Here is a 13,883-nt window from a genome sequence, read left to right on the forward strand (position 1 = left end):
GATTTACATGATCGCATTTTCGATCTAAAGTGACGCTCATCGACCAAGATGCACGTCACTGCACCATATTTTACTTAACCGGAGATAATGCGATATGAAAGATGCAAAAGCAACTTCAACGCATGAGCCTGAAAGCTCGCAAAAGCAGTCCAGTCCTTTTACCGACTCACAAATCAATGCGCTTGTCTCGGCCTTACTGCCAAGCCTGCAAAAAATGATCGGCTCTGCAATGGCAGACGCCATGAGCGTTCGTGACTTTGCAGCAATGCGCGGCGTCAGTGAGCGCTTAGTCTGGCAGTGGCTTGACGAGGGCATACTGCTCAAGGCTCCAACCAAAGATTTCAACAATAAAAAAAGTGCTGAAAAACGCAGCAAAGTCCTCATCAACGTCAAAGCATGGCGCGACAAACTCACCCAGCAGGCTGTGGACTGTCGTTATATCGATTCTCGAACCTCGCAATCTCTTAACTGATTTCGATTATTCAAGTTGAGCAAGGGAATAGCCATGTTTGATTTTAAGACATCCACACATAACCACTATGACGACGCCTGCCGCAAGTTTGCGCTGACACACAGCATGGCTGAGCTGGCGCAACGTGCAGGCATGAAAGCGCAGACTCTGCGCAACAAGCTAAATCCGGATCAAGTTCATCAGCTGACTGTTCCAGAATTGCTATTGCTTACCGATCTGACTGAAGACGCCACGCTGATAGATGGCGCGCTCGCACAGCTGCACTGCCTGCCATGCGTACCGGTTAATGAACTGGCAAAAGACAAGTTTCAGTCTTATGTGCTGAAAGCGACTGCTGAAGTCGGAAGCATGGCCGCCAGTGCCGCAAACCCGGAGCGGATAACTGCAACATGCCGCCGCAGTATTCTGGAGGCCGCAAACACTGGTATTCGCTGCATGATGCTGGCCGCGCTGACCGTGCAGGCCCGCGTTCACTCTAACCCGACCTTAGCCTCAACCGTTGACGCTATCAGTGGGCTGGGTGCTTCGATTGGTATCAGCTGAGGGCGCACGATGATTTCATTTGCGGCACACCTCAAGCGCCAGAGTCCGTCAATGTCCTATGGCAATGGCTGGATTATGGGCGAGAACGGCAGGCGCTGGCATCCGGTATTAAGCCAGCAGGTACAGGTAAAAGAGCAAAGAGGTAAATCATGGCTATCGAGGGCGATTCAATGCTGGTTGAGCTTTCTGCCGGGCAGAGGGTTTCGGCGCTGAATCACGTTGCCTTACTTCGGGCGCAGCTGATGGGCGGCAACTGTGAAATAGATATGGCTCGTTTTTTCTATGAAATGCGCGATGTGACAGACAGTAATTACCGGGATAACAAGCGCGCACTGAGCGCAATTCTTTTCCTGGCTAACATCGGTAAAGACAGGCACGACGCTGCATTTAGTGAACTGACTACTGATGAAAGAAAGGCGCTTATTTGTGCAATGAATCATTTAAAAGCAGTCGTGAGTTTATTTCCAAAGCGAATGACCCTTTCTAATTAATCAACCCTAAGCAAATTAATGGCGTAAATCCGCCGGGCATTCTTTTGCCCAAATTCAGGAGAAAGAAACATGCGAAATATACAGACCCGTAATTTTAAAGCTGATGACGATGCGCTTAGCGCCCTGCTGAGTAAGGTCAAAATCGAGCAACGTTCTGATGATGCGCTGTCGATTTCTATCCGCCTGGCCGCACTGGCAATTCATGCCCGCCAAAAAGAAATGTCTGCAGTAGAAATTATCGAACTGCTGGACAAAGAGGCCGAGCGCTTTGAGAACCAGGCGCAGGAGTTGCACTGATGGCCGACTCAATCGACATGGCGCAGCAGCGCGCCGATGAACTGCTGGCACGCAATATCGCCAGCGTCGTTAACCGCCCGGTCAGCGTGGCAGCTTCGTTCTGTGAAGACTGCGACGCGCCAATCCCGGAGCAACGCCGCCGCGCCGTGCGTGGTGTGACTCGCTGTGTCAGCTGTCAGGACATGGCCGAACTTCGCACGAAAGTTTCAAAAGGCGGTGTTGTATGAATACGATCCTGAAGTGGGCGGGCAACAAGTCCCGGGTAATGCCGGAACTGCTGGCACATCTGCCAGAAGGTGATCGCCTGGTCGAACCCTTCGCCGGTTCCTGCGCAGTAATGATGAACACGGATTATCCGGCCTATCTGATTGCGGATATAAACCCTGACCTCATCAATCTCTATCGCCAGATAAAAGAGCACACCCGCCCGTTTATCATTGTGGCGGCCAGCCTCTTCAATCAGAACACGACTGGCGAAAGTTATTACGCCGTGCGTGCAGCATTTAATCATGATCCGTCGCTACCTTTACTGGAGCGCGCCGCTTATTTCCTGTACCTGAACCGCAATGGATATCGCGGTCTTTGCCGCTACAACAAGCGCGGCGAATTTAATATCCCCTTTGGTAATTACACAGAGTCATATTTTCCGCTGACCGAGATAGAAGCCTTCGCAGAAAAAGCCCAGCGTGCGACGTTCATCTGTGCCGACTTCCGCGAAACGCTGCGTCTGACTAAAGCTGGCGATGTTGTGTACTGCGATCCGCCTTATGACGGTACTTTCGCGGAATATCACTCTGCAGGTTTTGGCAAAGATGAGCATCACGATCTGGTCAGCATGTTGCTCGACGTCTCGGAGCGTTGCCCAGTAGTAGTTTCAAACAGCGATACCCTCTACACCCGCAGCATTCTTCGCGATTTCGATATCGCCAGCATCAGCGTAGCCCGGTCGGTCGGCGTTGCCGCAGGTGGAGGAAAGCGCGCATCGGAAATTATCGCAATGCGCCGTCCCGCCGTCGGGCCTGAGTGGTCTGGCTTTGACCCGGCCGCAGGCGCTGACTGGTCTGCAGAAGTGCAGGCGTCTCAATGATTCAGGAATACGCTTACCCGTGGAATGTACCACGGGAAGCCATTGCCAGCCCATACCCAACCTATGACGAAATGCACAGCCGCAGTCAGATGATTGCGGCTTTAGTGCGTGCGCAGGAACTACTCGAAAAGCAGCCGACGCTGATCCAGATTGATGTAAAGCGTCGGGTTAGTGAGTTGGAAAAAACACAGGGTATTGATCGTGCCAATGTGTACTTAGCGAAAACCTTCGTTGAGCGCACATTGCCACGCGTTGAAACCGTTAACGCTCAATATCGCCTTGGTGAAATGAGCAGCGGCACGTTTAACCTGCTGACAGGTAATGCAACCAAACAGGCTGGCGCGGCCAGCGCGGGCGGCACGCTTTGGGAGCTGATGCGCCGCTTTAACCGCCTGCCTGATATGGCTCGCTCCGACGTCGATTTGCTTGCCGGGGATGTGGCTAATTTCATTCTCGCCGAGCTGGTACAGGCACATGAGCAGGCCAGCGACGAGTCAGATTACAAATATACGCACCGCGTTTACATGACCGCCGCCACCATTACCCGCGAGCTGAGCCAGACCCCGCCATTATGGGATAAAGTCACGTCACGGCTGTTTGACCCGGAGGAAGTTACCCCGGCAATCATGCGTATGCAGACGGAAAAATGGTGGAAAGGCCGACTGCGCCGCGTGGCCTCATCATGGCGTGAACATCTTCAGATTGCCCTGGCTAACGTCAGCAAAAAGCACACCCCCTACGCCAGCAGCATGACAGTTTCTGAGTGGCGCGAGCAGAAGCGCCGCACCCGTGAATTTTTGAAGGGAATGGAGCTGGAAGACGAGGAAGGCAACCGCATCAGTCTGATCGAGAAGTACGACGGCAGTGTAGCCAATCCGGCGATCCGTCGCTGTGAGCTGATGACCCGCATTCGCGGATTTGAAAACATCTGCAACGAAATGGGTTTTATTGGCGAGTTCTATACGCTGACCGCCCCCGCGCGCTATCACGGCACAATCAAAACCGGGCATCGTAACCGCAAATGGAACGGTGCCAGCCCGGCCGATACGCAGCGTTATCTCTGCAGCGTCTGGCAGAAAATCCGCGCCAAGCTGCACCGCGAAGAAATCCGCATTTTCGGGATCCGCGTTGCTGAGCCTCATCATGATGCGACCCCACACTGGCACATGCTCATGTTCATGCGCCCTGAGCAGGCTGAGCGCGTGCGCGAAATTATGCGCGATTACGCCTGGCAGGAAGATAGCAGAGAGCTGACGACAGACAAGGCCCGTAAGGCACGTTTTCACGCCGAAGCTATCGATCCAGAGAAAGGCAGCGCAACGGGTTACGTTGCTAAATACATTTCCAAAAATATTGATGGTTATGCGCTGGATGGTGAGACAGACGACGAGAGCGGAAAAGATCTGAAAGAAACAGCCTCGGCCGTTTCTGCCTGGGCGGCACGCTGGCACATCCGGCAGTTTCAGTTTGTGGGCGGTGCGCCGGTCACGGTTTACCGCGAGCTGCGCCGCATGGCAGACAGCGAAACCGCGCACGGCCTGAGCGTTGAGTTTGCGGCCGCGCATGACGCAGCCGATGCAGGAGACTGGGCCGGATACATTAACGCGCAGGGCGGCCCGTTCGTGCGCCGCGACGATCTGGCCGTGCGCACCTGGTATCAGGCAAGCGAAGATGTGAATGAGTACGGTGAGGAAACCGTGCGCATCAAGGGTGTTTACGCAACCGAAGTTGGCGACGATACGCCAATTTTAACCCGTCTGATGCAATGGAAGATTGTCCCGAAACGTGCCGTTGATTTGGCTTTTGAATTTAAGGACGCGTCCGCGTCCTCTCGGAGTTCTGTCAATAACTGTACGGGAGGTTTGAGATCTGAGGATTCGAACCCGACGGAAAGTTTCGCAAAAATCGACCTGGACGGCATGAGCAGGAAGGAACGGCGTCAGCTTTTAAGCCGGATAAGGGCGCAGAAACCAGAAAAGCGGCATCTGAAGCTGAGGCGGTCTGACAAAATTGAAGCTGCGTGCGACAACGTAATAGCCCAAGTAAGAGATTTAAGCGGTGAAACGATCAGTCGCGGGCTGGCCGTGCGTCTCATTAAAGGCACGCAGACGAAAATCGCTGGTCAAGTATTCCGCAGCTTACCTAATGGAGAACTGGCCCGCCCAATACTGGAGCCAAAGCAGACTTTCGTATTAGAACGATTTAACCGATTAGCAGAAAAAAACCGCAAAAAAAGGGCGTAATTTCTGCATTAGAGTAACGAAATTAGGTGACCATCGTTCTGATGACCACGATTTATGAGCAAGTGATTCTAAAAAACTCCTTAGATTTAATTGTTTCATATCAATAAGATAAAAAACAAATAAACCAAATATTTTTCATTTCTCAATTTATAAGTGCTATGCTACTGTATAAATACACAGTTAAGTTAGGGGAGGGAAAATGACGGTTCAGGAATCAAACCAAATACATAAAAAAATGGCGTGCGTGCAGTTCATTGCGGAGGTTTCGTTAGTCTCAAACTGCAAGCCGTCAGACCTAAAACTGGCACTCAGCATTATTGCCGAATTGGCGAACTCGGAGAGCAACCAGAACGCTGGCGAGGAAATCTTTTATGCTGCCGATTAGAGATTGATGATTTTTGCGGCGGCATGGTTGAACAGCGAGCATTGTGAGGCTTTAGCAAATGGCCGGAAGCGACACTAATTATCAGATAGTTTACCGGGGCGATTGTTTGGAGTGCTTCCATTCTGGCGGCTGGGTTTTCTTTCAGCGTCCTAAAGAGGCTGGCGGAGGATTCTGGCTCGGCAGGACTTATGATTTTGTTTTTATGATCGAGCTGCCTTGCCCCGTTTCTCTTCGTGAGGGCATTCTTTACCTGCAGCAGCTGCGCTATGGTAGTGCCGCATCCTCCGATTTTCAGGCAATGTGACTCGTAAATGAGCTATGCATGCATAACGCGCATGGATTCGCATTAATTTTTTAAGCACTGAAACACCCTGCAGCGCCTGTCATGGCGCTGTTTAGCTATGTGAATGCAACTGCATTAAAAGCGATGCACAAAGCGGGCAGGCGTGGCGGGGATAGCATTGCGCGCGAAGGGTCAAACATGTATCCGTTGTACGCTCAAGGGAGAATATTACGATTGCATAATAAAGATCTGATTAGAAATTTGATTCTTGAGTTAGTTAGTTTTTTTGGCGAGAAGACATTATAACGGAGTTGTGCACTATGGATGCATAAGCCAGCAGCTTGATTAAACATTACAGTGTTATGACTTTTGACGGTCATAGTACTCGATAATTTGTAAGGCAACTGCTGCAACTTGGACCATTTCATCACGGCTCGTGCCAGCGCATTTCCCCCCGTAATAATCATGCAAAATAGCCTGGTTAAATTCACCAACCTCTTCACCTAAGATTGAAGCCCATAGGAACGGATTGAGATCTCGATCAGCCCCCCATTTAGCATCTTGGCGTTCCATTTCTGCGATTACATCTGTAAGAGCATTTGAACTGAAATGTTTATTTCTCATTTAAACTCTTTAGACAAAGGAATTGACCTACTCATTTATCATCAAAACTATCGTTCGTCTACATCTATAAGTAACATTAATACTTTAAGAGCTACATTTTTTTTGCTATAAATTCAGTTATACCAATTTTATAAGCGACAAGCCCTTGGAAATTTCCTTTCACAGCAGACACTTAAGGGATATCTGTCTCATACAAAGTCATGCGGATGAAGTTCTTGGTCTCCGTTTATCTAAAAAACTGATATCACGCCTTTTTGACATTAAGGCAATAAATAACGTATTGGAACTTCCCGTAGGAGGTCCTGTCTCAAGCTTTCAGGATGACGAAGAATACATTATAATCAAGTTAGACTCTAAGGTAAGTATGGGGTTCATATGTGTTCACGCAAAGCCTCCAAAAAATGATGATAATTCAATAGATTGGAAAGCAGTAAGACGTATTAAGTTAATGTTCATAGGTGACGAAAAATGATTGGTACACTAGATTTTAGCCCAGACCGGGTATCTCCTCCTGGCGACACAATCATAGACCTCATGGATGAGCATGGGCTTACCGATGCAGAACTCAGCAAGAAGATTGGTCTCTCTGTTTTGAAGGGTCAACAACTTTTGCTCGGAAATTTATCTTTGAATGAATGCATGGCATTAAAGTTACAGGATATATTTAATGTTTCAGTAGAGTTTTGGCTCAAGCGAGAAGGTGCTTACCGAGAACATATTGAACATTTAAATGCTGTCAATAAAGAATGGCTTGAATCACTTCCAGTAAAAGACATGGTTAACTATGGATGGATACCAAAAGCATCAACACGCGAATTAAAATTCAAATATTGCTTAGACTTTTTTGGCATTAAATCTGTTAATGATTTTACATATAAAGTGGAAAATGATGCTCCATTAGTTGCATTTAGAAAATCCCTGAGTCTTAAGACTGTTCCAATGGCAGATTTGGCATGGATAGTAAAAGCTAAAAAAATAAGCAATAGTCATGCCTGTAAATTATGGAGTAAAGAGACTTTAATAAGTTTGCTTCCAGATATTCGTCGACTCTCAAATGAACCAGATATAAAAATCTTTGTTCCGAAACTTAAAGAAATCTTTGCTAAAGCAGGCGTTTCGTTTATTGTCTTGCCAACTCCTTCAGGATGTCGTGCAAGCGGTGCGACATGTTTTTTCAAGCCTAATCACGCCACTCTCATAGTGAGTTTTAGACATCTCACTGATGATCATTTCTGGTTCACTTTGTTCCATGAAATTGGACATCTAATTCTTCATGATGCAATTAACATTCGTATAGAAGGAGAAATAGAACTTAGTTCAAAGGAAGAAGTTGAAGCAGATCAATTTGCTATTGATACATTAATACCTAAGCCTTTTCAGACGATAATTAAAGACTTCGGAGCTAAAGACTGGAAAGTAATAGTACGTACTGCTAAAAAGATAGGTGTTTCAAAAGGGATAGTTGTGGGGCATTTACAACACATTGGTAATGTCCCGTATTCTCACCTTAACCGACTTAAGGTGAGATATAAAAAGGATGATATAATCTAAATACTCTATCCCCCGAAATATTTATAGCTGTCGGGGGATTTTTGCCAGTTACAAAGGGCGTCCTCCAAAACCTGCATCTTTAGATATCCTATAGGTAAAATTTCTGCAAGAAGGGATAGTTTTTCGTTTAATTCTGACACTGAATCTACGCCATTTTTATTATTGCTAAAAAGAAGTCTACATCCTTTAATAGGGCCAGTTGAACCGTTCAAAAAAAGATGACTTGGCTCCAAGTTTAATAATTTTGTTTTTCTAAGCATTGTTAGATAATCAAATTTCGCTGTTCTGCCGAAGGAAATGACACTCCTCATATTTGAGTATAATATCTCAAAGAGTAGATCAGGACCCGTTGAAATTGTTTCAGCCTCAGCAAATCTCGCTTCATGGCTTTTTGTATTGCCAATAAATTCAATATAAGACTTAAAGACCTTGGGTATTGAACGCCTTGAGTCAACTTTTAGGGTTTCATATTTCCTATGATTTCCATATTGTCTCTTTTTACTAGTGGAAACCAAATGCGGTGATGATTCTTTATACCATTTTTCAAAATCCTCAAAATTATCAGTAATATTCTCCCAAGTCCAAGTTATTGTACCTAACCCACTGTATATATCTCGGCATAATTGCCATTTTGTTTTGTTGTTTTTTCCAAAATGAGTAGACAAAAATATTAACCAGCATGCCTCATCATAGCGGCCTGCTTCATTATGCAATTTAGCTGCAATAAGTGGATCAAATTGAATTGAGTTAGGCTCCATCCTAAGCTGGCTATAGTTATGTTTATTGTTAATGGCTTCCACATATTTTATTCTACGAATGCTGTCTATCAGTTGCATAGCAAACGTTTCGTAGTGAGCATCAGAAGTTAGCCCCAGCAAAGAATGTTCATTATTTGAAAAGTTCTTGAGATCCGATACAAATTTTTGAACTTCATGATGCCTTCTCATTTTCATTTTCCTTCAAAAAAAATCTTAAACGAATCATTTTTTAATTTTGCAATTTCATCATGCGCTTCCTGTAAGCTATCATCACCTCTGAATAAATAGTTTATTTTTATCAATCTCATTAAATCTTTCCAGTAATCATTTAATTCAGAGTGGTCAATATTAAAGAATTTGTCATTTCTCAAGCTTTCTTCTACTTTAAGTATTTTGAATCTCAAATCTAAAGAATCAATTGCAGGCATTTCACCCATAATGGATTCGGTACTCATAAAACCTTCTCTTTGTAAAGCAGAAACTCTAGGAAGATCATCTACATACAAATGCATACTTGAAACATAATGATAATACTGACCCAAGCCGCAATTTAAAATTTTAGCAATAAATTCCTGAATCATTGTAAAGGCAAATATATCGTGAGTTAAGCCTTTAAACGCATCGTTGGAGCGCATGTTGACAAATAGATTTAGTTTTTCATCTCTTATTAGGAACTGAAGTGAGATTGTGCACGGTATGTCTTTATACTCTTTATAATCATTTGATTCTAATGCCAGATCTGAGGCGTCAAAAAGTTGCAATAAAGCTCTTCGGCTAGTTTTTTTATGGCTCAGTTGAGTAATAATGTTCTCTAACTGATTATGTATATTATGCATACTAAAGATGCGAGGGCCATACCCTCCTCGGATTGTACCATCATCTTCAGCAAATTCTTTGTAAATAGAGATATACCGTTCAATAAAACTAAGTTTATTGTCACCAGTCAAATACCATAGAAACTCACCCATGCAACTGATTATTTTACTCCTGGACTCAGTTCTACTAACGCGCTTAACTGGGTCAGTAAGTACTAAGCTAGCTCCAAGTATCTCTATGGTATCGCCTTTAGACGCTTTAATTCTTGAACCATCTTTGATGATTGCCGCATGAACTTCCTTAAGAAGATCATCAATACAGTCTGCTTCTGCGGAGAATGTCATAATGTTACATCCTGTAAACTGTTTAGGTTTACTTATTAACATCATCGCATTGCACAGTCAATCAACCCTTGAAAAAGTTTTACCGCACTTCAGTTTCAATTATTTTCACACATACCTCAATATTTTAACTTTACACAAAAGAATAAAATATTCATATAAAACAGATAAATACTTAGATTCTGCAGCACGATAACCCTTGATTCATTCTAATGAATAGGGGCGAAATTCAATCACTGTGCATCCTATCCAATTATTTATTTCTTTCATCCTTTCTTGTAGAGGTGTCAGTTCATTCCGCACAAATACCTGTGACGCTTTCACTGCATCCCCGAATCCGCCGGAGTTGTCCGGGATAATCCCCATCATCTGCGGCGGTACGCGGTGCGCGCTTAACAGGTCGTCGCGGCTGGCTTTCTTGATGTTAAAGAAATCGTCTTTCGTCGCGACTTCGCTTAGCGGCAGAATCTTAATCCCGTCCGGCTTTCCGTTCGGTGCGTACATAAACAGGTTGCGGAAGTTACCCAAGCCTTTCGTGTCGCGCATCGCCTGACGCATCCGGTCAACGTCACTGCTGCTCTGCGCCGCGTCGGTCATGTAGAGGATGTAACCGGCGTGGGCGCCGTTCTGGTAATACTTGCGGCGGAACAGCGTCGCCGCCTCATTCAGCCAGGCCGAGTTAAGCGCGCTGAGATATTCCGGCAGGCCGTACAGCTCCTGATTAATATCCGGCTCCAGAAGGTGAAAGACGCTGCCGGCCGAAAACTCATGCGGCTCTTTCCAGTCATTCACAAACCAGTAAACGCCATCCTTCACGCCTCTGCGGGTAAATTTGGCCGGGGTGGTTTCAAGGCGTAGCGGTTTACCCAGGCTGTTGCGACGCAGCTCGGCGAAGGCGTTGCCGAACACCAGATAATCAAGCGCAAACTTGCTGAACTCCTGCTGACTCATCATCGGGTGCGGAATAAACGTTGAGGCCAGAATGTTGCGCTTTACGTAAATCGGCGAGCTGTGATGCACGGCTGAGCGCAGGCTTTTAGCCAGCCCGCCAAAACTGACCGGCGGCTCAAACCAGCGCCCGTTACCGATGCACTCGGCATAATCCAGAATGTCGCGCTTATCCATGACCGGCGTCGGATCGCCAAAGGTAAACGCCTCGGCGTGCTGCTGCGGTGCGGTTGCCTGTACCGGCTGTGGGGTGGCGGTGTAAGCCTTGCGGCCTCTGCGTTTGCTCATCAGTAAAATTCCAGAATTGAGGGATTAGCGCCGCCGCTGGCTGCGGTAAGCGGTTCGTTTAACAGTGCGTGCATGATTGCCCAGGCGACGTCAGCATGGCTGGCCTCTTCGCTGCGGCTCGCCTCATAGGTTGAGCGGTTGCCGCTGGCCGTCATGGTTTTGCGGATAGCCATAAACGACTGCGTGATGTCCGTAGCCCCGGCGTCATACTCAAGCCGCCCGCTGCTGATGGTGTCTTTTGCCTTCAGTACCATTGTTGTTTTCACTTCCGGCGAGTATTTAATTTCACGCGCGGCCGGGTAAAACTGGCGTACCAGCTGGAAAACACCCTGGCCGATGCCGGTCGCATCAACGCCGATATATTCCACGGTGTATTTTTTCGTTAAGTCCTCGATCGATTTAGCCTGCGCGGCAAAGTCCATGCCCCGCCACTGGTGACGCTCCAGCACGCGAAATTTTCCGCCCGCAACGAGCGGCGGTGCGATAACCGCACAGCCTGCGCTGTCGCCGGTGTGCGACGGGTCATACCCGATCCAGACCGGCCGGTATGCAAACGGGCGCGGCAGGTACGGGTTAAAATCTTCCCACTCTTCCAGGCTGTCGATCATGCAGCTCTGCAGCTCGGCAAACGGGAACACGCTCGCCTCATCATCGACAAAATCACACATCAGCAGGTTCTGATATTCCGCCGGACTGTATTCAAGCTGCAGCTGCTCAATGTCGAACAGGTTGCAGCCGCCGGTGAGCGCATCCTCAACCGTCACAATCTGCCGCCACTGCCCGTCACCGCACAGCGCGCCTTTCGCCAGGTGTGAATGCGACAGGTCTATCTCGATGCGATCATCTCTGTTCCGCCGCCCCTTGTTAAACAGCTCGCCTGACCAGAACGGATAGGCGCTGTGTGACAGGGCCGACGGCGTGGAAAAATAGGTCGTGCGCCATTTTTTGTGCAGCGACATGCCGCTGGCAACTTTGCGCAGCTCCTGGAATTTCGGGATCCAGAAATATTCATCCAGGTACAGGTTGCCGGTATAGCTCTGCGCTGTGCGCACGTTCGTGCCGAGGAATATCAGGCGCGCGCCGTTCGGCAGCACAATCGGATCGCCTTTCAGGTCAACGTCAGCCTGGCGGGCAAAGTCGAGGATATAGTTTTTAAAAACGTGGGCCTGCGCCTTGCTGGCCGAAAGAAATATCTGGTTTCGCCCGGTGGTCAGCGCGTCGATCAGCGCCTCGCGGGCAAAGTAGAACGTGGCGCCAATCTGGCGCGACTTCAGGATATTGCGGATGCGGTGAGTCAGCCCGGCTTTATGCCAGTTGAGCTGATACTCAAAGCAGTTATCCATAAAATAGCGGGTCAGCTTGTCTACCTGTTCCTCGCTGAACTCATTTTTAACAACCGGCTGGCGCTCACCTTTGTTGCGGTTGCGCACATTAGGGTTTAAGTCGGCCTCGTTGCCGCTGCTGCGGTAGCGCTCAACGCGGGCAAGGCGCTCAATCTGACGGCCGAGCGCGTCTATCTCTTTGTAATCACCATTCCCCTTTACCTCTTTCATGATGAGCTGGATCAGCCGGGCTTCCATGCTGGATTCCACGCGACTGATGGGCGCGACGTTGTCCCACGCGTCGCGCAGCTTCCAGCTCTGCACGGTTGGCGTTTTCTGTCCGAGCGTCTCCGCAATCTGGCGCACGGAATAACCCTGCCAGTAAAGCAGCGCGGCCTGACGGCGCGGATCGCTGATGATGGTTGTCGGTGTCGTTTTCATACCGGCAAGGCTACCGGTGCCGAAAATGGCGCGCCTGCTGTCCCTGTTTGCTGATGCATCAGCGGGCTGGCATTCGTTGAGGGATTGTGTGGCGACGGGGAAACTGGCCCCGAACCGACCCAACACCTGACCGGAGCCTGATTAATGGCAGCAATCAAAGCAAAGCGTTTTCGTATCGCAGTTGAAGGCGCAACCACTGACGGCCGTGTCATTTCCCGCGACTGGATTTCGCAGATGGCGAAAAACTACAGCCCGGAAATGTACGGCGCACGTATCAACATGGAACACATCCGGGGCTATGCCGCCGACAGCACTTTCCGCCGCTTTGGTGACGTGACGGCCATTGAGGCTGAAGAAATCGGTGACGGCCCGCTCAAGGGCAAGCTGGCCCTTTACGGGCATATCGATCCGACGCCGGAGCTGGTCGAGCTGACTAAAGCGCGCCAGAAAATCTACACCTCCATTGAAGTTAACCCGGAGTTCGCCGACACGGGCGAGGCGTATCTGGTTGGCCTGGCCGTCACCGACGACCCGGCAAGCCTCGGCACGGAGATTCTGAGCTTCAGCGCCACGGCCAAAGTTAACCCGCTGGCGTCCCGCAAGCTGGAAAAAGGCAACCTCTTTACCGCCGCTGAAGAAACCGTGATCGAGTTTGAAGAAGTGGCCGAGCCGTCGCCGTCCCTTCTGACGCGTATCACCGCCATGTTTACCGGACAGAAAAAGGCCAGTGGCGAGCAGTTCGCCGACGTCAGCGCGGCGGTAACGGCCGTCGCTGAGCAGGTACAGCTGAACGCGGAGAGCCAGACGCAGGAGCTGTCTGCGCTGGAGCAATCCGTCACCGCACGTCTGGAGGCTATCGAGCAGCAGGCCGGGGAAGACCGCGCCGCTTTCGCTGCGCTGAAGGGGCAGCTTTCGCAGACCGACGGCAGCTTTAACCGCCGCCCGGCGGCAACCGGCAGCGATCCGAAGTCCGGCGCGCAGACCGACTGCTAA

Annotated in this window: 17 protein-coding genes; 12 read left to right on the plus strand and 5 right to left on the minus strand. The window is 48.8% G+C overall.

Going from position 1 to position 13,883, the window contains the following annotated elements; translation table 11 throughout:
* Positions 1-94 precede the first annotated feature (94 nt).
* The 10 genes from ACX3P5_RS14125 to ACX3P5_RS14170 all read left to right on the plus strand — a co-directional run bounded on the left by ACX3P5_RS14125 (position 95) and on the right by ACX3P5_RS14170 (position 5,822).
* A complete protein-coding gene (locus ACX3P5_RS14125) occupies positions 95-472 on the plus strand; it encodes a Cro/Cl family transcriptional regulator (protein ID WP_458968871.1) in 378 nt (125 codons plus the stop codon).
* 33 nt (positions 473-505) lie between these two features.
* The gene (locus ACX3P5_RS14130) at positions 506-1,015 is read left to right on the plus strand and encodes a phage regulatory CII family protein (protein ID WP_458968872.1); all 510 of its coding nucleotides are present in this window, start codon (positions 506-508) and stop codon (positions 1,013-1,015) included.
* A gap of 9 nt (positions 1,016-1,024) precedes the next feature.
* Complete coding sequence (locus ACX3P5_RS14135) at positions 1,025-1,228, plus strand: phage filamentation protein Fil family protein (RefSeq protein ID WP_191913768.1); 204 nt, start codon at positions 1,025-1,027, stop codon at positions 1,226-1,228.
* Positions 1,165-1,506 (plus strand): DUF5347 family protein, encoded by a 342-nt coding sequence (locus ACX3P5_RS14140; RefSeq protein ID WP_458968873.1) that lies wholly within the window; start codon positions 1,165-1,167, stop codon positions 1,504-1,506. Before ACX3P5_RS14135 ends, ACX3P5_RS14140 begins: the two co-directional genes overlap by 64 nt.
* 69 nt (positions 1,507-1,575) lie before the next feature.
* The gene (locus ACX3P5_RS14145; protein ID WP_458968874.1) at positions 1,576-1,803 is read left to right on the plus strand and encodes a DUF2732 family protein; all 228 of its coding nucleotides are present in this window, start codon (positions 1,576-1,578) and stop codon (positions 1,801-1,803) included.
* Entirely contained in the window at positions 1,803-2,030 is a 228-nt protein-coding gene (locus ACX3P5_RS14150) for a TraR/DksA family transcriptional regulator (protein WP_346555271.1), read from the plus strand. The genes ACX3P5_RS14145 and ACX3P5_RS14150 overlap by 1 nt, the downstream gene beginning before the upstream one ends.
* A complete protein-coding gene (locus ACX3P5_RS14155) occupies positions 2,027-2,890 on the plus strand; it encodes a DNA adenine methylase (RefSeq protein WP_458968875.1) in 864 nt (287 codons plus the stop codon). Before ACX3P5_RS14150 ends, ACX3P5_RS14155 begins: the two co-directional genes overlap by 4 nt.
* Positions 2,887-5,133, plus strand: a complete 2,247-nt coding sequence (locus ACX3P5_RS14160) for a replication endonuclease (RefSeq protein ID WP_458968876.1) — start codon at positions 2,887-2,889, stop codon at positions 5,131-5,133. The genes ACX3P5_RS14155 and ACX3P5_RS14160 overlap by 4 nt, the downstream gene beginning before the upstream one ends.
* Before the next feature lie 199 nt (positions 5,134-5,332).
* Entirely contained in the window at positions 5,333-5,518 is a 186-nt protein-coding gene (locus ACX3P5_RS14165) for a hypothetical protein (protein WP_458968877.1), read from the plus strand.
* 58 nt (positions 5,519-5,576) lie between these two features.
* Positions 5,577-5,822 carry a hypothetical protein gene (locus ACX3P5_RS14170; protein ID WP_458968878.1) on the plus strand — a complete coding sequence of 82 codons (246 nt, stop codon included), beginning with the start codon at positions 5,577-5,579 and terminating at the stop codon, positions 5,820-5,822.
* 339 nt (positions 5,823-6,161) lie between these two features.
* On the opposite strand, the gene ACX3P5_RS14175 is transcribed toward ACX3P5_RS14170, so the two are convergent.
* Positions 6,162-6,425 (minus strand): MazG-like family protein, encoded by a 264-nt coding sequence (locus ACX3P5_RS14175; protein WP_458968879.1) that lies wholly within the window; start codon positions 6,423-6,425, stop codon positions 6,162-6,164.
* 468 nt (positions 6,426-6,893) lie between these two features.
* Here ACX3P5_RS14175 and ACX3P5_RS14180 point away from each other — a divergent pair, with 468 nt between their 5' ends.
* A complete protein-coding gene (locus ACX3P5_RS14180) occupies positions 6,894-7,976 on the plus strand; it encodes an ImmA/IrrE family metallo-endopeptidase (RefSeq protein ID WP_458968880.1) in 1,083 nt (360 codons plus the stop codon).
* A 5-nt stretch (positions 7,977-7,981) separates the two neighbouring features.
* Here the strand turns inward: ACX3P5_RS14180 and ACX3P5_RS14185 are convergent, their stop codons facing one another.
* The 4 genes from ACX3P5_RS14185 to ACX3P5_RS14200 all read right to left on the minus strand — a co-directional run bounded on the left by ACX3P5_RS14185 (position 7,982) and on the right by ACX3P5_RS14200 (position 12,890).
* Positions 7,982-8,923 (minus strand): alpha-glutamyl/putrescinyl thymine pyrophosphorylase clade 3 protein, encoded by a 942-nt coding sequence (locus ACX3P5_RS14185; RefSeq protein ID WP_458968881.1) that lies wholly within the window; start codon positions 8,921-8,923, stop codon positions 7,982-7,984.
* 2 nt (positions 8,924-8,925) lie between these two features.
* On the minus strand, positions 8,926-9,894 hold the full coding sequence (locus ACX3P5_RS14190) for a thymidylate synthase (RefSeq protein ID WP_458968882.1): 969 nt from the start codon (positions 9,892-9,894) through the stop codon (positions 8,926-8,928).
* A 201-nt stretch (positions 9,895-10,095) separates the two neighbouring features.
* On the minus strand, positions 10,096-11,127 hold the full coding sequence (locus tag ACX3P5_RS14195; protein ID WP_458968883.1) for a phage portal protein: 1,032 nt from the start codon (positions 11,125-11,127) through the stop codon (positions 10,096-10,098).
* Complete coding sequence (locus ACX3P5_RS14200; protein WP_458968884.1) at positions 11,127-12,890, minus strand: terminase ATPase subunit family protein; 1,764 nt, start codon at positions 12,888-12,890, stop codon at positions 11,127-11,129. The genes ACX3P5_RS14195 and ACX3P5_RS14200 overlap by 1 nt, the downstream gene beginning before the upstream one ends.
* 144 nt (positions 12,891-13,034) lie before the next feature.
* Here ACX3P5_RS14200 and ACX3P5_RS14205 point away from each other — a divergent pair, with 144 nt between their 5' ends.
* On the plus strand, positions 13,035-13,883 hold the full coding sequence (locus ACX3P5_RS14205) for a GPO family capsid scaffolding protein (RefSeq protein ID WP_458968885.1): 849 nt from the start codon (positions 13,035-13,037) through the stop codon (positions 13,881-13,883).

Source organism: Pantoea sp. S-LA4 (genome assembly GCF_054482835.1).

Coding starts and splice junctions, on each gene's coding strand:
- ACX3P5_RS14165 (WP_458968877.1), top strand. CDS start 5,333: ATGACGGTTCAGGAATCAAACCAAATACATAAAAAAATGGCGTGCGTG.
- ACX3P5_RS14180 (WP_458968880.1), top strand. CDS start 6,894: ATGATTGGTACACTAGATTTTAGCCCAGACCGGGTATCTCCTCCTGGC.
- ACX3P5_RS14190 (WP_458968882.1), bottom strand. CDS start 9,894: ATGACATTCTCCGCAGAAGCAGACTGTATTGATGATCTTCTTAAGGAA.
- ACX3P5_RS14130 (WP_458968872.1), top strand. CDS start 506: ATGTTTGATTTTAAGACATCCACACATAACCACTATGACGACGCCTGC.
- ACX3P5_RS14155 (WP_458968875.1), top strand. CDS start 2,027: ATGAATACGATCCTGAAGTGGGCGGGCAACAAGTCCCGGGTAATGCCG.
- ACX3P5_RS14145 (WP_458968874.1), top strand. CDS start 1,576: ATGCGAAATATACAGACCCGTAATTTTAAAGCTGATGACGATGCGCTT.
- ACX3P5_RS14135 (WP_191913768.1), top strand. CDS start 1,025: ATGATTTCATTTGCGGCACACCTCAAGCGCCAGAGTCCGTCAATGTCC.
- ACX3P5_RS14195 (WP_458968883.1), bottom strand. CDS start 11,127: ATGAGCAAACGCAGAGGCCGCAAGGCTTACACCGCCACCCCACAGCCG.
- ACX3P5_RS14125 (WP_458968871.1), top strand. CDS start 95: ATGAAAGATGCAAAAGCAACTTCAACGCATGAGCCTGAAAGCTCGCAA.
- ACX3P5_RS14185 (WP_458968881.1), bottom strand. CDS start 8,923: ATGAGAAGGCATCATGAAGTTCAAAAATTTGTATCGGATCTCAAGAAC.
- ACX3P5_RS14205 (WP_458968885.1), top strand. CDS start 13,035: ATGGCAGCAATCAAAGCAAAGCGTTTTCGTATCGCAGTTGAAGGCGCA.
- ACX3P5_RS14160 (WP_458968876.1), top strand. CDS start 2,887: ATGATTCAGGAATACGCTTACCCGTGGAATGTACCACGGGAAGCCATT.
- ACX3P5_RS14200 (WP_458968884.1), bottom strand. CDS start 12,890: ATGAAAACGACACCGACAACCATCATCAGCGATCCGCGCCGTCAGGCC.
- ACX3P5_RS14170 (WP_458968878.1), top strand. CDS start 5,577: ATGGCCGGAAGCGACACTAATTATCAGATAGTTTACCGGGGCGATTGT.
- ACX3P5_RS14150 (WP_346555271.1), top strand. CDS start 1,803: ATGGCCGACTCAATCGACATGGCGCAGCAGCGCGCCGATGAACTGCTG.
- ACX3P5_RS14175 (WP_458968879.1), bottom strand. CDS start 6,425: ATGAGAAATAAACATTTCAGTTCAAATGCTCTTACAGATGTAATCGCA.
- ACX3P5_RS14140 (WP_458968873.1), top strand. CDS start 1,165: ATGGCTATCGAGGGCGATTCAATGCTGGTTGAGCTTTCTGCCGGGCAG.